Source organism: Cupriavidus sp. USMAHM13 (genome assembly GCF_001854285.1).
Taxonomy (GTDB): Bacteria; Pseudomonadota; Gammaproteobacteria; order Burkholderiales; family Burkholderiaceae; genus Cupriavidus; species Cupriavidus malaysiensis.
This window is the reverse complement of the sequence record NZ_CP017751.1, coordinates 2,127,982-2,145,718: the sequence shown is the minus strand read 5'-3', so window position 1 is coordinate 2,145,718 and position 17,737 is coordinate 2,127,982. Positions and strand designations below refer to the sequence as shown.

16 protein-coding genes are annotated in these 17,737 nt (G+C 69.6%); 7 read left to right on the top strand and 9 right to left on the bottom strand.

Annotation, left to right across the window (positions count from 1 at the left end; genetic code table 11):
- The first annotated feature begins 393 nt into the window (after nucleotides 1–393).
- Both BKK81_RS09465 and BKK81_RS09460 read left to right on the top strand, forming a co-directional pair.
- On the top strand, nucleotides 394–2,079 hold the full coding sequence (locus BKK81_RS09465; protein ID WP_071012364.1) for an electron transfer flavoprotein-ubiquinone oxidoreductase: 1,686 nt from the start codon (nucleotides 394–396) through the stop codon (nucleotides 2,077–2,079).
- A 158-nt stretch (nucleotides 2,080–2,237) separates the two neighbouring features.
- Nucleotides 2,238–2,693 carry a universal stress protein gene (locus BKK81_RS09460; RefSeq protein WP_071012362.1) on the top strand — a complete coding sequence of 152 codons (456 nt, stop codon included), beginning with the start codon at nucleotides 2,238–2,240 and terminating at the stop codon, nucleotides 2,691–2,693.
- Between the two features lie 20 nt (nucleotides 2,694–2,713).
- Here BKK81_RS09460 and BKK81_RS35975 read toward each other — a convergent pair whose 3' ends face one another.
- Genes BKK81_RS35975 through BKK81_RS09445 form a run of 4 tightly spaced genes read right to left on the bottom strand, consistent with a single transcriptional unit; the run spans nucleotide 2,714 to nucleotide 5,889 of the window.
- Nucleotides 2,714–2,878 (bottom strand): hypothetical protein, encoded by a 165-nt coding sequence (locus BKK81_RS35975; protein ID WP_167366672.1) that lies wholly within the window; start codon nucleotides 2,876–2,878, stop codon nucleotides 2,714–2,716.
- A 3-nt stretch (nucleotides 2,879–2,881) separates the two neighbouring features.
- Nucleotides 2,882–4,399: a DUF4178 domain-containing protein gene (locus tag BKK81_RS09455; protein ID WP_071012361.1), complete on the bottom strand. Its 1,518-nt coding sequence runs from the start codon at nucleotides 4,397–4,399 to the stop codon at nucleotides 2,882–2,884.
- A 9-nt stretch (nucleotides 4,400–4,408) separates the two neighbouring features.
- Nucleotides 4,409–5,446: an SPFH domain-containing protein gene (locus BKK81_RS09450; RefSeq protein WP_071012359.1), complete on the bottom strand. Its 1,038-nt coding sequence runs from the start codon at nucleotides 5,444–5,446 to the stop codon at nucleotides 4,409–4,411.
- Between the two features lie 56 nt (nucleotides 5,447–5,502).
- Nucleotides 5,503–5,889 (bottom strand): DUF350 domain-containing protein, encoded by a 387-nt coding sequence (locus BKK81_RS09445; RefSeq protein WP_071012357.1) that lies wholly within the window; start codon nucleotides 5,887–5,889, stop codon nucleotides 5,503–5,505.
- 212 nt (nucleotides 5,890–6,101) lie between these two features.
- Here BKK81_RS09445 and BKK81_RS09440 point away from each other — a divergent pair, with 212 nt between their 5' ends.
- Complete coding sequence (locus BKK81_RS09440; protein ID WP_071012355.1) at nucleotides 6,102–7,613, top strand: polyamine aminopropyltransferase; 1,512 nt, start codon at nucleotides 6,102–6,104, stop codon at nucleotides 7,611–7,613.
- A 25-nt stretch (nucleotides 7,614–7,638) separates the two neighbouring features.
- On the top strand, nucleotides 7,639–9,396 hold the full coding sequence (locus BKK81_RS09435; protein ID WP_071012354.1) for an NAD(P)/FAD-dependent oxidoreductase: 1,758 nt from the start codon (nucleotides 7,639–7,641) through the stop codon (nucleotides 9,394–9,396).
- A gap of 141 nt (nucleotides 9,397–9,537) precedes the next feature.
- On the opposite strand, the gene BKK81_RS09430 is transcribed toward BKK81_RS09435, so the two are convergent.
- Nucleotides 9,538–10,011, bottom strand: a complete 474-nt coding sequence (locus BKK81_RS09430; RefSeq protein ID WP_071012352.1) for a GNAT family N-acetyltransferase — start codon at nucleotides 10,009–10,011, stop codon at nucleotides 9,538–9,540.
- 285 nt (nucleotides 10,012–10,296) lie between these two features.
- Here BKK81_RS09430 and trpS point away from each other — a divergent pair, with 285 nt between their 5' ends.
- On the top strand, nucleotides 10,297–11,391 hold the full coding sequence (gene trpS / locus BKK81_RS09425) for a tryptophan--tRNA ligase (protein WP_156811189.1): 1,095 nt from the start codon (nucleotides 10,297–10,299) through the stop codon (nucleotides 11,389–11,391).
- A gap of 51 nt (nucleotides 11,392–11,442) precedes the next feature.
- Here the strand turns inward: trpS and BKK81_RS09420 are convergent, their stop codons facing one another.
- A complete protein-coding gene (locus BKK81_RS09420; protein ID WP_071016270.1) occupies nucleotides 11,443–12,294 on the bottom strand; it encodes a flagellar brake protein in 852 nt (283 codons plus the stop codon).
- A 309-nt stretch (nucleotides 12,295–12,603) separates the two neighbouring features.
- Between BKK81_RS09420 and BKK81_RS09415 the strand changes: the two genes are divergently transcribed.
- Both BKK81_RS09415 and BKK81_RS09410 read left to right on the top strand, forming a co-directional pair.
- A complete protein-coding gene (locus BKK81_RS09415) occupies nucleotides 12,604–13,302 on the top strand; it encodes a FadR/GntR family transcriptional regulator (protein ID WP_071012350.1) in 699 nt (232 codons plus the stop codon).
- Nucleotides 13,303–13,444: 142 nt separating this feature from the next.
- Nucleotides 13,445–14,554, top strand: a complete 1,110-nt coding sequence (locus BKK81_RS09410; protein WP_071012348.1) for an NAD(P)/FAD-dependent oxidoreductase — start codon at nucleotides 13,445–13,447, stop codon at nucleotides 14,552–14,554.
- Between the two features lie 13 nt (nucleotides 14,555–14,567).
- On the opposite strand, the gene BKK81_RS09405 is transcribed toward BKK81_RS09410, so the two are convergent.
- The 3 genes from BKK81_RS09405 to BKK81_RS09395 all read right to left on the bottom strand — a co-directional run bounded on the left by BKK81_RS09405 (nucleotide 14,568) and on the right by BKK81_RS09395 (nucleotide 17,706).
- A complete protein-coding gene (locus tag BKK81_RS09405) occupies nucleotides 14,568–15,767 on the bottom strand; it encodes an MFS transporter (RefSeq protein WP_071012346.1) in 1,200 nt (399 codons plus the stop codon).
- A gap of 1 nt (nucleotide 15,768) precedes the next feature.
- Nucleotides 15,769–16,878 carry a chorismate synthase gene (gene aroC, locus BKK81_RS09400; RefSeq protein WP_071012344.1) on the bottom strand — a complete coding sequence of 370 codons (1,110 nt, stop codon included), beginning with the start codon at nucleotides 16,876–16,878 and terminating at the stop codon, nucleotides 15,769–15,771.
- 78 nt (nucleotides 16,879–16,956) lie between these two features.
- A complete protein-coding gene (locus tag BKK81_RS09395; protein WP_071012342.1) occupies nucleotides 16,957–17,706 on the bottom strand; it encodes a glutathione S-transferase C-terminal domain-containing protein in 750 nt (249 codons plus the stop codon).
- Between the last annotated feature and the right edge of the window lie 31 nt (nucleotides 17,707–17,737).

Sequence of the window (17,737 nt, the reverse complement as noted above, 5' to 3'; positions counted from 1 at the left end):
TCTTTTACCAGCGCGCGGCCCGGATGCCCGGGGAACACGCTGCCGGCCTTCCCGCCTGTTCTTTGCTAGCCGCGGACTCCGCCCGCCGGCAACGGCACACCCGTTCACGAGCGCGCCGGCCAAAGCCAGGGCGGAAGGCAGCATATCAAAAAAAAGAACGATCGTTCAAAAAAAATCCTTGCCTGTGAGTGGCGACTCCCGGACAATGCCGGAGATTCTAAGAACTTGGCCGACAAAGGGGAAGCGAAAAAGTTCGCTCCCGGCCCGGTTCGCCTGAAGACGAATACCGTATATCCCACAAACCGCGAGGGATGGCGTCCCGGCTCCGCGCCCGCGCGGTGGCACGGCGCGCCCGCCTGCGCGTGCTGCCAAGAAGACAGAGGGTTAGAGACAATGGATCAGCAACAGCTCCTGGAACAGTTCGGTCCCCGCGAATCGATGGAGTACGACGTCGTCATCGTCGGTGGCGGCCCGGCCGGCCTGGCGACCGCCATCCGCCTGAAGCAACTGGCGCAGGAGAAGGGCAAGGACGTCAGCGTCTGCGTGCTGGAGAAGGGTTCCGAGCCCGGCGCCCATATCCTGTCCGGCGCGGTGATGGATCCGCGCGCGATCGACGAGCTGTTGCCCAACTGGAAACAAGACGGCGCCCCGCTCAACCAGCCCGTCACCGGCGACGACGTGCTGTTCCTGAGCGAGACCGGCGTCAAGCGCACGCCCGACTGGCTGGTGCCGCGCAACTTCCATAACCACGGCTGCTACGTCATCTCGCTGTCCAATGTCGTCAAGTGGATGGCGACGCAGGCCGAGGGGCTGGGCGTGGAGATCTTCCCGGGCTTCGCGGCAGCCGAGGTCCTGTACGACGACAAGGGCGCGGTGCGCGGCGTCGCCACCGGCAACATGGGCGTCGGCAAGGACGGCGAGCCGACCGACAACTTCCAGCTCGGCATGGAACTGCTGGGCAAGTACACCATCTTCGCCGAAGGCGCGCGCGGCCACCTGGGCCGCCAGCTGCTGGAGAAGTACAAGCTGACCGCCGGCAAGGACCCGCAGACCTTCGCCATCGGCGTCAAGGAATTGTGGGAAATCGACCCGGCCAAGGCCAAGCCCGGCCTGGTGGTGCATACGGCCGGCTGGCCGATGGAGGACGACACCTTCGGCGGCGGCTTCCTGTATCACCTGGAAGACAACAAGGTCACGCTCGGCTTCGTCATCGGCCTCGACTACAAGAACCCCTGGCTGAGCCCGTTCGAGGAAATGCAGCGCTGGAAGACGCACCCGGCCATCCGCGCGCATATCGAAGGCGGCAAGCGCATCGGCTACGGCGCCCGCGCCATCAACAATGGCACCCCGCAGGCCCTGCCCAAGACGGTGTTCCCGGGCGGCGCGCTGGTCGGCTGCGATGCCGGCTACCTGAACGCCGCGCGCATCAAGGGCAGCCATGCCGCCATCAAGAGCGGCATGATGTGCGGTGAAGCCGTGTTCGACGCCGTCACCTCCGGCCGTTCGGCCGATGAGCTGTCCGCCTACCCGGCCGCCTTCGAGCAGAGCTGGCTGAAGGAAGAACTGGACCAGACGCGCAACTTCAAGCTGTGGTTCAAGAAGAGCCCGACGCTGGGCAAGATCATGACCGGCATCGAGCAATGGCTGCTGCCCAAGATCGGCGTCGCCAGCCCGCCCTGGACGCTGCACGGCACCAAGTCGGACAACCAGTCGCTCATGCCGGCAGCCGAGTGCGCGAAGATCGCGTATCCGAAGCCGGACGGCAAGCTGACCTTCGACCGCCTGTCCTCGGTCTTCATCAGCAACACCAACCATGAAGAGAACCAGCCGGCCCACCTGACCCTGAAGGATGCCTCGGTGCCGGTCAAGGTCAACTGGACCAAGTACGCCGGCCCGGAAAGCCGCTACTGCCCCGCGGGCGTGTACGAGTTCGTGCAGGACGACGCCGGCAAGGAGCGCCTGCAGATCAACGCGCAGAACTGCGTGCACTGCAAGACCTGCGACATCAAGGACCCCACCCAGAACATCGTCTGGGTCACGCCCGAAGGTGGCGGCGGCCCCAACTACGTGGGCATGTAAGGCCGGCGCCGCGTTGCGCGCGGCACCCCGGCATCAGGGAAAACGGCAGCCTCCGGGCTGCCGTTTTTTCCTGTCGCGCCCGCTATACTTTTTCCATGGGTGCACCGCCCGCCGCCTGCGAGGCGGCGCGGCGCGCCGGAATCCCCAGGGGGTGCGCAATGGAACTGTTCTCTCGGATCCTGCTCTGCTATGACGGTTCGCGCGAGGGGCGGCGCGCCTTGCGCCTGGGCGCCGACCTGGCACAGCGGCTGGGGGCGGAAACCCACCTGCTGGCCGTGCTCGACAACGCCTACTGGATCCGTGGCTACGATGCCGCGGTGATGGAAGCCACCCTGGTCGAGGAGCAATCGGCACGCGAGATCCTGCGCGAAGGCGTCGAGAAGCTGGAAACGCGCGGCGTCAACGCCACCGGACACTTCGCTACCGGCAGCCCGATCGACCAGATCGCGCGCATGGCCGACCGCATCCGCGCTGACCTGATCGTGGTGGGGCACAAGCGCTGCGGCCTGCTGGCGCGCTGGTGGGCCGGGCAAGGCCACGGCCTGCTGCTGGACAAGGTGTCTTGCAGCGTGCTGGTGGCGGTCGATACCGGCGAGGGGCCGCCGCACGAGTGATGGCGCGTGCCCGGTGCACGCTACTTGTGCCCGGCGCCGGCGCCCCAGCCCCCTCCACCGCCTCCACCGCCCCAGCTGCGGGCGGACGATGCGCCGCCCGAGCCGCCTGTCGTCGATGACCCCAGGTTGTAGAAGGTGGCGCCGAACAGCACGATCAGGCCGTAGACCAGATAGAGAATACGCACGGATCAATCCCCCTCGGCACCGCCCAGGCGGCCCACCACCCAGATGGGCGCCCACAGCAGCAACAGCGCAAAGGCCAGCGTGAACCAGCCGCTGCCGGAAAACAGCGCGATCGGCAGGTTCAGCACCAGCAGCACCAGCGCATAGACCTTGGCCGCCTTGCGGCAGAACGCCATGTCTCCGACCGCCACGCCGACCGCCTTGGCTGCTGCCGGCGTGGCCGCCGCGCTGGCCAGCCCGGGCTTGTCCGGAAACCACTGCGCCACCTGCCGGCGCGCCACCGCCACCGATAGTGTCCACACGATTTCGGTCGCCGAGGTCTCGCGGGTCAGGCGCCGCTGGCGCGGCCCGAATTCGGTCAAGCGCGTGCGGTCACCCGCCTGCACCCGCCAGTTGAAGGTGCCGGCCGCGTACAGCACCTCGCTTTCGTAGTCGGACCCGCGCTGGAAGTTGCCCCCCTGGTAGGTGGCAGTCGTCCCGGACACCAGGCGCGGCCAGGTGTCGAGCACTTCGACGCGGTCCCAGCCATCGCTCTGTTCGACCAGCCACAACAGGCCGCGCTCTTCATTGAAGAGCAGGTACTCGACCCAGGTCGAAGCCTCTTCCTCGTCATGGTCGGTGCACTGCAGCAACCCAAGCACCGTGTAGGCCCGGCCATCGATGCGGCCGCTGTCCCCGGGCGACAGGCTGGTCTTCAGCGCCTCGATCTCACCGTGCTTCTCCAGCACGATGGCGGTCGACGTCGTGCAGTCGACCTCGCTGTGGCACTGCGCGCAGATGACGAAGTTCGCCATGCCGGCACGGTACTGGATCGGGCTGCCGCATTGCGGGCAGGCCAGCGGCACCGCCTTGCCGCGGTAGCGATCCGCCGTTTGCCCGATCTCGTCGGCGGGCCGCAGCAACTGGCAGGCGAGCTGTTCCAGCTTGACCAGTTCGCCGGCATAGAGCGCCGGCGGATAGCCATCGGCATAGTCGAGCGTGAGGAAGCGCCCTTCCTCGCGGAAATCCGCCACCTGCGCTTGCCAGCCCGCTCCCACGGCGAAGGGCAGTTCGCCTTCGCCGCCGGTGCAGCGCGCGCTGCGCACGTCGCCGGCAAGGTAGTTCCGCTTGTCGAAGAACAGGCTTGCTCCGGGTGCCAGCGCCTCGAAACGCGGCAGCCCCTCGCCGCCCTGCCGCGCCGGCGCATCCGCGACGCGGCGCGTCAGCATGTACTGCCCGGAAGCATCGGCCAGCCAGCCATCGCTGCCATCGTCGAACAGCAGGTACCACTCGTTCCACAGGCCGGCGTCGTAGCGCAGCTGGAGGCGGCCCACTACGGTGAAGCCCTGCCCCTGCCAGCGGCCGCTGGCATGCAGCCGCAGCGGCGTGTAGTCCTCCAGCACGGCCGACATCTTGCCGATGTCCTTGACCGCATCGGCTTCCTTCAGCAGCGTGCTGTGGCAGTACTCGCAAACCGCCATCACGGCGGCAGAGGAACGGAAGGCGCCCTCCGCGCCGCAGCTCGGGCAATGGAACGTCTGCATGCGCGCCGGTCAACCCACCAGTTTCTTCAGGATCTCGGCCTTGGCGGCATCGAACTCGGCCTGCGAGATCAGGCTCTTGTCGAGCAGCTCCTTGAGCTTCTGCAGGCGTGCGGCGGGATCCTCCGCCGGGGCGCCGGCGGGAGCCGCTGCGGCAGTGGCAGAAGCGGCAGCCGTGGCGGCGGGCGCCGCAGCGCCTGCCAGGCCCCCGGCCATGGCCTGGCCGATGGCCGCGCCGGCGGCCAGGCCGGCGCCCAGCCCGGCCACGCCGCCCTCGTTCTGCGCCGCCAGCGGGATCGAGCTGGCCACCTGGTACTGGGTGAAGCGGCCCATATCCCCCATCATGCCCATCGAGATGCGGGTGTCGATGGCCTTCTGCAGTTCCTCGGGCAGCGAGACATTGGTGACAGCGAAATTCTCCAGCGCCACGCCATAGCGGGCGAATTCCGGCGCCAGCTTCTCCTGCACCGCCTGCGACATCAGCGCCTGGTTGGCCGCCATGTCGAGGAAGGGCAGCGAGGATGCGCCCAGCGTGCTGGTCATGGTGGCGACCAGCAGGTTGCGCAACTGCTCCTCCAGCTCCTCGCGGCCGTACTCGGCGCGCGTGCCGCTGATCTCGGTGTAGAACTTCGCCGCATCGGCAATCTTGTACGAATACAGGCCGAAGGCGCGCAGCCGCACCATGCCGAAGTCCGCGTCGCGGATGGTGATGGGCTGGGCCGTGCCCCACTTGCGGCCGATCTGCAGGCGCGTGCTGAAGAAATAGACGTCCGACTTGAAGGGCGACTCGAACAGCTTGTCCCAGTTCTTCAGGTAGGTCAGCACCGGCAGCGTCTGCGTGGTCAGCTTGTGCATGCCGGGGCCGAACACGTCGGCGATCCTGCCTTCGTTGACGAACACCGCCATCTGCGACTCGCGCACCGTCAGGCTGCCGCCGTACTGGATCTCCATGTCCTCCATCGGATAACGCCAGGCGAGCACGCCGTCGGCGTCCTCGGTCCACTGCAGGATGTCGATGAACTGCTTCTTGATGAACGAGCCGAGGCTCATGGCGGACTCCCTGGAGGCGGTGAGCGTGGAAAGGGAAGCGGGCCGGCGCGGCGGCCTCAGGACAGGCAGGCGGCGTTGAGCGCGCCGACCGCCGACGACATCGTGCCCATCAGGGCGCCCATGCCGATATTGTTCGATTCGATGGCCGCGTCCATGTCGGGCAGCATGCGGGTGAGCGCGGCATAGACCAGCACCTGCACCAGCATGGCGCCGACCGACCACAACAGGAACATCGGGAAGGTGTCGTTGTGCTGGATGCTGGCCGACAGCGTGAAGCACAGCCCGAACACCGAGCCCGCCAGCGACAGCGCCGCGGCCATATTGCCCTGGCGGATCAGCGCGAACTCGCGGAACGGCGTGATCCTGGTGTAGACTCCGACGAACACGGCCAGCAGCACGAGGCTTGCGAGAAGGTGCAAGGCGTAGGCATAGACGGGTTGCATGGTGCGTGTTCCGAGGCAGGTTGCACGGCCGGACCGGCGGGGCCGGACCAGTGGTCCCCGGCGACCCCGTGGTAAGCGACCCTGTGATCAGCGACCCCAAGTATAGCCGCTGTCACGGCCGCAGTCCCTTCACCCGATCACATCGCAGCGATCCGAACCCGCACCCGCCCGGTGCGCCGTGCCTTCCTTTTCCCGTTTTTCCCCGCCGCCCGATGCGCGACCGTACCCTCGTCCTTTCCGTGCTGATCGTGGCCTCCTGCGGGCTGGGCTACGAACTGATCGCCGGCGCCCTGTCCAGCTACCTGCTGGGCGACTCCATCCTCCAGTTCTCTTCCATCATCGGCTGCTACCTGTTCGCCATGGGCGTGGGTTCGTGGCTGTCGCGCTACGTCAAGGACGAGGACGTGCTGGCACGCTTCGTCGATATCGAGATCCTGGTCGGCCTGCTCGGCGGCGTTTCCGCCGCGCTGCTGTTCGTGGTCTTCGCCTGGATGTCGGCACCCTTCCGCGCCGCGCTGTACGCGCTGGTCTTCGTCATCGGCCTGCTGGTGGGCATGGAGATCCCGCTGGTGATGCGCATCTTCAACGCGCGCCGCGCGTCCTTCAGCGAACTGGTCAGCCGCGTGCTCACCTTCGACTACCTGGGCGCGCTCGCGGTCTCGCTGGTCTTCCCGCTGCTGCTGGCGCCGCGGCTCGGCCTGTCGCGCACGGGCTTCCTGTTCGGCATGTGCAACGCCGCCGTGGCCCTGTTCACCACGCGCGTGTTCCGCGCCGAGCTGCCCGACGTGGCCGGACGCACCATGCGCGCCATGGTCGTCATCGCGCTGCTGGGGGCCGGCTTCGCCGGCTCGGCCCGCCTCACCCACTGGGCCGAGCGAGGCCTGTTCGGCGACGAGATCATCCACAGCGAGACCACGCCCTACCAGCGCCTGGTCATCACCCGCTGGAAGGACGACCTGCGCCTCTACATCAACGGCAACCTGCAGTTCTCCTCGCGCGACGAGCACCGCTACCACGAGGCCCTGGTGCACCCGGCGCTGCAGACCCTGCCGTGGGCGCGGCGCGTGCTGGTGATCGGCGGCGGCGACGGCCTGGCGGCGCGCGAGATCCTGCGCCACCGGCAGATCGAGCACATCACCCTGGTCGACCTGGATCCGGCCATGACCATGCTGTTCTCCCGGAGCGCGCCGCTGCGCGCCCTCAACCGCGACGCGCTGCGCGACCCGCGCCTGCACGTGGTCAACGCCGACGCGGCGCAATGGCTGGAACAGAACACCGAGGTCTTCGACGCCATCATCGTCGACCTGCCCGACCCCTCCAACTTCGGCCTCGGCAAGCTGTACTCGGTGCCGATGTACCGCCTGCTCGCCCACCACCTGGCGGAAAAGGGCTACGCGGTGATCCAGTCGACCTCGCCCTACTACGCGCCACGCTCGTTCTGGGACATCGACGCCACCCTGCGCGAAGCCGGCTTCCACACCTGGCCCTACCATGCCTACGTGCCCTCCTTCGGCGAATGGGGCTTCATCCTGGCCGGCAAGCGCAGCGACTACACGCCGCCCACGCGCTACGACATGCCGATGCGCTTCCTCGACGCCGCCAGCACCGCGCTGATGTTCCGCTTCCCCGCCGACATGGCGCCGCGCGCGGGCCAGCCGAACCGTCTCAACGAACAGACGCTGGTGCACGACTTCGAACAGGACTGGCGCGACGTCATCCGCTGACGCACCCGCCCCCGCTGCCCGCCCGATGGACCGTCGCCGCTTCCTGATCCATGGTGCCGCCGCAGCCGGCAGCGCCGCGCTGGCCGGCTGCGACCGCCTGGACGAGACTGCCGGCCGCTTCCTGGCCGGCCTCGGCCTGAGCGAACTGGAGCCCGCAGTGTTGCGGCCCGGCATGGCGCAAGGCCACGCGCTGCGCGACGCGCAGCGGTGGCCCGCGCCCGACGGCGAACTGCAGACCGAGGTCGCCATCCTCGGCAGCGGCGCCGCCGGACTGTCGGCCGCGTGGCAGCTGGCGCACGCCGGCCTGCGCGATTTCGTCGTGGTCGACGGACCGGAGTCCGGCGGCAACGCGGCCGCCGGCCGCTTCGGCCCGCTCGGCTTCCCGCGCGGCGCCCACTACCTGCCGCTGCCCTCGCCCGAGTCCGCCCATGTGCGCGAGATGCTGGCCGACCTCGGCGTGATCGAGCAGGACCCGTTCGGCATGCGGCCGCGCTTCGACGAGCGCGTGCTCGTCCACGCGCCCGACGAACGCGTGTTCTTCGCCGGCCGCTGGCAGGACGGCGTGCTGCCGGCCGAGGGCATAGGCGCGGACGATGCGGCGCAATGCGCGCGCTTCTTCGCCCGCGTCGAGGGGCTCAAGCAGGCGCGCGGCAGCGACGGCCGCAAGGCCTTCGCCATTCCGCTGGCCCTGTCCTCGCGCGATCCCGCCTGGACCGCGCTCGACCGCACCACGCTGCGCCAGTGGCTGCTGGACGAGGGCTTCACCTCACCGCTGCTGCACACCTATGCCGACTACTGCTGCCGCGACGACTACGGCGCCGGCCACGGCGCCATCTCCGCCTGGGCCGGCCTGCACTACTTCGCCAGCCGCGGCGGCCACGCGCAGAACGCGGCCGACGGCGCGGTCCTGACCTGGCCGGACGGCCTGCACGGCATGGTCAGGCTGCTGACGGCACGCGTCGACCATCTGCTCGGCACCCGGCCCGGCGCGCAGGCCCAGGGCTGGCGGCGTGCCGGCATGGCCCTGCGGGTGGAGGAACAGCGCGACGGCGTCACCGTGCTGTGCGCCAGCTGGCCCGCCTGCAATGGTTCCGGCGACGCCAGCTGCGCAGGCCCGCTGCCCCCGCCGCGCACCTGGCGCCTGCGCGCGCGCCGCGTGATCTGCGCCATGCCGCTGCATGTGGCCGGCCGCCTGCTGCCGCTGGGCCGCTTCGGCTTCGACGCAGCCCGCCACCTGCCGGCGCATGCCGCCTGGCTGGTGTCGAACTTCCGCCTGCAGGGCTTCCCAGCCGAAGCCGAGGGCGTGCCGCTGGCCTGGGACAACGTCGTGCACGGCTCGCGCGCGCTCGGCTATGTGGTCGCCACCCACCAATGGATACGCCAGGCCCGTCCCGCACAGACCGTGTTCACGGCCTACTGCCCGCTCGACGCCGCGGCCCTGGGCCCGGCCGGCGCCGCCTACGGCGCGGAACCCGGCGCGCCGGACGCGGTGCGCCACTGGCTGGCGCAGGCCAGCCCCGCCGAACTGATGGACTATGCCGTGACCGATCTGCGCCAGGTGTACGGCCGCGCCTTCTGGCGCCACGCCGACCGCGTCGAGATCACCGCGCGCGGCCATGCGATGGCCTCGCCGCGCCCCGGCTTCCTCGGCAATGCCGGCACGGCGGCGCTGCGCGCGGCCGATGGACGCATCCTGTTCGCCCACGCCGACCTGTCCGGGCTGTCGGTGTTCGAAGAGGCGGCATGGTGGGGCACGCGCGCCGCGCTGCGCATCGTCGGATAGGCCGTTTGCGGGCGACGGAGCGCCATCCCGGCATCACGCATACGGCACGCCCGGCCAGTGCCGCGCGTCCGTGACCACTGCGTACCGCTCCGCCGCAGGACAGGCCATCGGGCACGACCGCCCAGGCGAGCGGAAGCCGTGTCAGGCAGGTTGGCCGCCGCCCGGCCGCAACGCCATCGGCACGAAGGCAATGCCATCGCGCTCGACACGGGCGCCGGTGACCCGGAAGCCGAAGCGCTCATAGACCGGCACCGCATAGGGTGTCGAGTTGACCGTGAAGGCCTCGCGATTGCCGGCGGCCATGGCATCCGCCTTCGCGTGTTCCCACAGCAGGCGGCTCAGGCCCCGGCCCTGGAATGCCGGCGCGACGAACAGGTGATAGAGGTGGGTGGTGCCGCGCATCGCCACCACACCGGCCAGCTCACCATCGATGAAGCCCGCGGCATAGCGAAAGTCCGGGGCCGAGATATATCCGCGCACGGCCTCCGGCCCGATGCGGGCCAGAAAGCCTTCCGCGCCCAGGCCGTGCGGATCCAGCGTGAAGAAGCGGGAGACGCTCCGGATCAGGGAACTGATGCGTTCTGCGTCGTGAGGGGTGGCGGATCGGATTTCCATGGCGGTGATGGTATCGCCTCCCCTTCCCGTTGAAAAGAACCGGAAGGATCGCGCGAGGCGGATTCCTCAATGGCTGGCCAGGTTGTCAGAGCCCCCCTGGCTATGGCATGCTGTGCGAATGCACACGACGATGACCCCTGCCCTCCGCAACTGGTGGCGCTCCTGAAGGAGCGGCATCGTCACGTTTTTCCTGTCTTTTCCCCTGACCATGCCGCCGCAGACCGGCCGGCATCGCGTCATCTCCCTGCCTTACCCGTGCTGCGGCGGTTCCCGATGGAATGCCCCATGCACGATACGCAACACTCCAGTCAAGCTTCTCCCCAGGCCGCGCGCGAAGCGTCCGTTCCCGCGCCCGCCGCCAGCCCTGTCCGCCCCATCGTCCTGACCGGCGACCGCCCCACCGGAGCCTTGCACCTGGGCCACTACGCCGGTTCGCTGAAGAGCCGGCTGGCGCTGCAGGACACGCATGACCAGACCCTGCTGGTCGCCGACACCCAGGCCCTGACCGACAATGCCGACGACCCCGACAAGGTGCGGCGCAACGTGCTGGAAGTCGTGCTCGACTACCTGGCGGTCGGTATCGACCCCACCCGCACCACCATTGCGCTGCAGTCGGCCCTGCCGGCCCTGGCGGAACTGACACTGCTGTACATGAACTTCGTCACGGTGGCGCGGCTGGAGCGCAACCCCACCATCAAGGAAGAGATCCAGGCGCGCGGCTTCGGCCGCGACATCCCGGCCGGCTTCCTCTGCTATCCGGTCTCGCAGGCGGCCGATATCACCGCCTTCCGCGCCGGCGTGGTGCCGGTGGGCGAAGACCAGGCGCCGTTGATCGAGCAGACCAACGAGATCGTGCGCCGCATCAACCGGCAGGCCGGGCGCCCGGTGCTGACCGAAGCGCAGGCGCTGATCCCCACCATGGGACGGCTGCCCGGCGCGGACGGCAAGTCCAAGATGAGCAAATCGCAGGGCAATGCCATCCCGCTGTCGGCCAGCCCCGAGCAGATCCAGGCCGCGGTGCGCGGCATGTACACCGATCCGGGCCACCTGCGCGCGGCCGACCCGGGCCGGGTCGAGGGCAATGTGGTCTTCACTTACCTGGACGCCTTCGACGAAGACCACACCGAAGTCGAGCGGCTCAAAGCCGCCTACCGGGCCGGCGGCCTCGGCGACATGGTGGTCAAGCGCCGCCTGGACGAGACACTGCAAGCCCTGCTCGCCCCCATCCGCGAGCGCCGCGCGCAGCTGGCGCGCCACCCGGACTACCTGTTGGAGGTGCTGCGGCAGGGCACCGAACGCGCCCGCGCAGTCACGCAGCTGACCCTCGACGAGGTACGCGCCGGGCTCGGGCTGTTCTCGCTGTTCTCCGCTTCGCGCTGAGCCGAACCGGCACCGGGACAGGGACGACGCCGGCCCCGGTGCCGGCAGGGACTACAGCGGCAAACGCGCGCCGGAGAGCAATTGTTCGTAGATGAAGCAGTGCAGCAGGGTCAGCTCGCGCTCGCCTAGGCTGTCGAAAGCCACGCCGAAGGCGGGAAAGCCGGCATCCTCGGCCTCCCCCGGCAGATTGCGCACCCGCGCGACGATGTCGAGTTCGCTGTCGGCGGCCGCGGTACGCAACTGGAAACGCAGGCGCACCCGGCTGCCCGGCGTGGGCGCCGGCTCGGCGGCATGCAGCAGCGCGCCCCCCAGGCTCAGGTCGGACAGCATGACGAGACGCTCTTCGCCCTCGCCTCCCGCCTCCTGGCCCAGGAAGGCGGCGAGGCGTGTCGGCACGCGTGCGGCCTTGCGCACGGGGATCTGTTCCACATCGGTCGGGGCCGACAGCACCAGGTAGCGGAACGGGCTGCGGCACACCGCCGTGATGGTGGAGCGGAAGCTGTAGATGACCTGGCCGGAAAACCCCCGCAGCAGCAGCGACTCGCCCGCCTCGATCGCTTGCTCGCGGCCGCCCTGTTGCGGCCAGGAGATGAACAGGGCGTGCTCCATGAAGCCGATCAGGCGACTCGCCGCGGCACGTTCGTTGTCTTCCGGACGCTTGGCATGCAGCAGCGTGCCGACCGGCAGCCCCAGCGGACCTTTGCCGGCGCGGCCGCTGTCTGCGTTCGGCCGCACCGGCTCGCTGTCCTGGCGGCACAGTTCACCCTGCCGGAATACCAGGGCGGCGTCGCGCGCATCGCGGATGATGTTGCCGCTGCCGAGCACGCAGTTGCCCTCGTCGTCGAACAGCGACCAGGGTAGCGGCTGCCCGAGCGGCAGATCGGTGAGAGAAAGGGGGATCAAGTCCATGCGCGACAAAGCCTCGACGAAAGCACGGCTGGCAGCCACAGACACTTGCCGTGCCCGGCGGCGCCAGCCACCCGATGCGCGTGCTAACGGCGCGCCGGCGCGAAAATTAAGCTTCCGTGACAGGCACGCTGCGTCCGCCATGCGCCTGCCCGAAGCAAAGCGATGATGCGCGGACGGCCGGCGCGCCACCAGCTCCAGGCGCCACATTCCGGCATGGCCGCACTTGACGGCGCCGGCCGGGCTCAGCAGAATACGCCCATCGCCCCATGCTGTCTGACAGCCTGACAGATTCAAGCCACGCCGATGGATACCCTGAGCCGCCCTGCATCGCTCGCCACCCGCATCGCCGACGCCCTGCGCGCCGACATCGCAGCCGGCCGCTTCGCGCCCGGCGCGCGCCTGCCGGCCGAAGCCGCGCTGGCGCAAGCCTTCGGCGTGAGCCGCCCGATCGTGCGCGAAGCCATCGCCCTGCTGAAGGCGGACGGCGTACTGCTGACCCGCAAGGGATCCGGCGCCTATGTGTCGGACACGCCCGGCGGGCAGGTCTGGCGCGTCAACAGCGCACCGGACGGGGGACCGACACCGGTCCAGCTGTTCGAGCTGCGCATGGTGGTGGAGACCGCCTGCGCCGAGATGGCGGCCGCACGGCGCACCGAGGCCGACCTTGCCGCCATCCGTGCGGCGCTGGAGGCGATGCGCACCCGCGCCGGTGACTTCGCCGGCGCGGCGGCTGCCGACGTGGCCTTCCACCACGCGATCGCCGCCGCCGCGCACAACCCCTGTTTCACCGGCCTGACCGACCTGGTCGGCCAGCACCTGCTGCAAGCCCGCCAGACGGCCTGGGAAAACGCCGCCCGTTTCCGCGGCGGCCACGGCGCCGCGGATGCCGAGCACGCTGCCCTGGTCGAGGCCATCGCCGCCGCCAATCCGGCTGCCGCGCGCCAGGCGGCACGCCGGCACCTGCTGGCGGCGGCACGGCGCATGGGCCTGGAACCGGGCTGAGGCCAGCCGGGCGCGCCGCGCAGGCGCCATGACGAACGGCAAGGAACAGAAACCTGTGACCGGTCACTGGCTGCTAGCTCACCGGTAGCTCGCCGGTAGCTCGCCGGTCACTGGCAACAACGAACAACGAAAAGGAAGCAAGATGGAACAAGTGGATTGCGTGGTGATCGGCGCCGGCGTGGTCGGCCTGGCGGTAGCGCGGGCGCTGGCGCAGCAGGGCCGCGAGGTGATCATCCTGGAAGCGGAGAATGCCTTCGGCACCATCACCAGCGCGCGCAACAGCGAAGTGATCCACGCCGGCATCTACTACCCGGCCGGCTCGCTGAAGGCGGAGCTGTGCGTGCGCGGCAAGGCCATGCTCTACGACTACTGTGCCGACCACCATGTCAGCCACCAGCGCTGCGGCAAGCTGATCGTGGCCACCAGCCTGGAGCAGGTGGCCACGCTGGACGGCATCCGCGCCAAGGCGGCCGCCAACGGCGTGGACGACCTGCGCCTGCTGTCGCGCGACGAGGCGCGCGCGCTGGAACCACAGCTCGAATGCCAGGCCGCGCTGTTGTCGCCGTCCACCGGCATCATCGACAGCCATGGCCTGATGACGGCGCTGCTGGGCGATGCCGAGCGTGCCGGCGCCATGCTGGCCGTGCAGTCGCCGGTGCTGTCCGGCGCGGCCGGCGACACCGGCATCCGGCTCGAGGTCGGCGCCGCCGACGGCGCAGGCACCACCACGCTGCTGGCACGCAGCGTCGTCAATGCCGCCGGCCTGACGGCCCCCGCCCTGGCGCGCCGCATCGCCGGCCTGCCCGCTGAGCATATCCCGCCGCAGTATTACGCCAAGGGCTGCTATTTCACGCTGGCCGGCCGCGCACCCTTCTCGCGGCTGATCTACCCGGTGCCCGAGGCCGCCGGCCTGGGTGTGCACCTGACGCTCGACCTGGGCGGCCAGGCACGCTTCGGCCCGAACGTGCATTGGATCGACGAGATCGAGTATGGCGTCGACCCGTCGGACGCCGACAGTTTCTATGGCGAGGTGCGCCGCTACTGGCCCGGACTGGCCGACGGCACGCTGCAGCCGGGCTATGCCGGCATCCGCCCCAAGATCAGCGGACCGGGCGAGACCGCGGCCGACTTCCGCATCGACGGCCCCGCCGTGCACGGCGTGCCGGGGCTGGTCAACCTGTTCGGCATCGAGTCACCGGGGCTGACGTCTTCCCTCGCCATCGGCGAGCGCGTGGCCGCCCTGCTCGCCTGAACAGCGCCGCGCCTCAGCCTGCGGCCGGCAGCGCCGGCCGTGCCTCGCCAGCGAAGCTCAGCCAGGCGCACAGCGCGCCCAGCAGGGCCGCCAGCGCGGCCAGCCCGAAGGTGTGCTCGGGACCGAGCGCTTTCCAGGTCCAGCCCATCGCCAGTCCGCCCAGGGTGCCGCCCAGGCCGTAGGAAATCCCGGTGTAGAGCGCCTGCCCGCGCCCCTGCAGCGGCCCGGCGAACCAATGCTGCAGGCGCTTGAGGCTGGCGCTGTGGTGCGCGGCGAAGGTCGCCGCGTGCAGCAGTTGCACCGCCGCCATCAGCCAGGCCAGTTGCCCGAAGTAACCGGTCAGGCCGAAACGCAGCGCCGCCAGCAGGAAGGTCCCGGCCAGGATCGCGCGCAGCGGCACCCGTGCGAACAGGCGGCCCTGATAGAAGAAGAACACGATCTCGGCCACCACGCCGATGGTCCACATCACGCCGATGGCGAACTTGCTGTAGCCGAGCCGTTCCAGGTACAGCGAATAGAACACGTAGAGCGCTGCGTGCGCGAACATCATCAGGAAGGATGCGCCCAGGAACCAGGCCACGTCGGCACGCCGCAGCAGCGGCATGGCCGGCGGCGGCCGCGTGCGCGGCCCCTCCTCCGGCGCATCCCGCATTCCTGCCACCACCAGCGTGAACAGCGCGAGCGTGGCGCTTGCCAGCCACGGGAAAGCGTCGATGCCGACCCGCTCGAACAAGGCCCCGCCCAGCAGTACCGCGGCGATGAAGCCGGCCGAGCCGAACATGCGGATGCGGCCATAACGGTGGTCGAAGGCGCCATGGCGGCGCAAGGTGGAGATGGTCAGCGCGTCGCCCAGCGGTGACATGGCGCTGGTGATCAGGTTGAGGCCGAGCATCATGGCCACCATGGCGCCGTAGCCATGCACGCCGGGCACCGCCAGGAAGGCCAGCAGCGCGCACACGGCAGTGAAGCGCAGGATGCGCACGCGGGTATGGGTGACGTCGGACAGCCAGCCCCACAGATAGGGCCCGGCGATGCGGGTGACCTGGAAACAGGCCATCAGCACGCCGATCTGCAGCGCCGAGAAGCCGCGGCCGGCAAAGAACAGGCTGACGTAGGGCGACACCACCCCCACGTAGCTGTAGTAGCCCAGGTAGAACAGGCCGAAGCGCGTCAGCGGCACGCGCGCGCCCGCGGCCTGGCCGGCGGGCTGCAACTCAGCCTTGTTGCGGAGCCTGGGCCGGGATGCGCGGCGTGTCCACGCGCACGTCGCCGCACTGAGCGCGGTGGCGCAAGGCGTGGTCGATCAGCACCAGCGCCAGCATGGCTTCGGCGATCGGGGTGGCGCGGATGCCCACGCAGGGATCGTGGCGGCCGAAGGTCTCGACGGTGGCGGCCTGGCCGGCCTTGTCGATCGATTCGCGCGGCGTGCGGATGCTGGAGGTCGGCTTGATCGCCAGCGAGGCCGTGATGTCCTGGCCGGTCGAGATGCCGCCCAGCACGCCGCCCGCGTTATTGCTGCGGAATCCGGCAGCGGTCAGTTCGTCGCCGTGCTGGCTGCCGCGCTGCGCGACGCTGTCGAAGCCGGCGCCGATCTGCACACCCTTGACCGCGTTGATGCCCATCAGCGCATAGGCGATGTCGGCATCGAGCTTGTCGAACAAGGGCTCGCCCAGGCCGACCGGCACCTGGCTGGCCACCACCTCGATGCGCGCGCCGACCGAGTCGCCGTCGCGCCGCAGCGCATCCATATAGGTTTCCAGTTCCGGCACGATGTCGGCATTGGGCACGAAGAAGGGGTTCTCGCCGACCTGCGACCAGTCGACGAAGGGCACCTCGATCTCGCCCAGCTGCGACAGGTAGCCGCGGATCTCGGTGCCGTACTGCTCGCGCAGCCATTTCTTGGCCACCGCGCCGGCCGCTACCACGGGCGCCGTCAGGCGGGCCGACGAGCGGCCGCCGCCGCGGTGATCGCGGATGCCGTACTTCTGCCAGTAGGTGTAGTCGGCGTGGCCGGGGCGGAAGGTCTCGACGATATTGCCGTAGTCCTTGCTGCGCTGGTCGGTGTTGCGGATCAGCAGGCAGATCGGCGTGCCGGTGGTCTTGCCCTCGAACACGCCCGACAGGATCTCGACCTGGTCGGCTTCCTGGCGCTGCGTCACGTGGCGGGAAGTGCCGGGACGGCGGCGGTCCAGGTCGCCCTGGATATCCGCCTCGCTCAGCGCCATGCCCGGCGGGCAGCCGTCGATCACCGCACCGATGGCCGGGCCATGCGATTCGCCGAAAGTCGTGACAGTGAAGAGCAGGCCTAAGGTATTGCCGGACATGATGGGGAGCGCACAGGAAGAGGGAACGGCCTACATTGTAAGGCCATTGTGCCGCTTTGCCCCAGCCGTGCCGCGCACTCAGGCGGCAGCTGCCGGCCATGGCGCGGGCGGCACCGCCGCCGGCGCGGCCAGCTCCGGATAGTAGCAGCGGCGCATGCGTTCGACGTAGGCCACCACATTGGCATGCGAGGCCGCCGCCGCGCGGATCGGCGACTCGAACGCCGGCGCCAGCGCCCCCATGGCGAAGGCGAACAGCGTGGCGTCTGCACCACATGGGCGATCACCCATCAGGTAAGGCTTGTCGCCCAGGATATCGGCCACGGAGGCCATGCCCTTGGCGGCCAGCGCCAGCAGCTCCTCCGGCGCATGCCGGCCCAGCCCCTGCGCCCACAGCGCCTGCCTGACCTTGCGCCGCACCAGGGCCTCGACCAGCCCGCGCAGCGGCGCCGGCACCGCGCGGAAGAACTGCGCCGGCCCCTTGGCGAAGTTGTCGCCCTCGAGCCAGCGCATGCGGGCGATGGCCCAGTACAGGTTATCCTCCAGCAGCTTCTCCACCGCCCAGGCGATGCCGCGCTCGGCAGCGCTGAGACCCTCGTCGAAATCGATGTGGTAGGTCTTTTCGAGATGCCAGCGGATCAGCGTCGAATCCGCCACGATGCGGCCGCTGTCGTCCAGGTAGGGCAACTTGCCCTTGGGTGCCCGCCGCAGGCTGCCGCGCTCGGAACGGTACGGCAGGCCCGCCAGCTTGAGCAGCATGTCCGCCTTGGTGACGAACGGGCTGGCATCCGGCAGGCCGAAGGCCGGCCCGAAGGTGTAGAGGACGATCATCGCTACCTGCTCCCGGGAAGATGAAGACTGC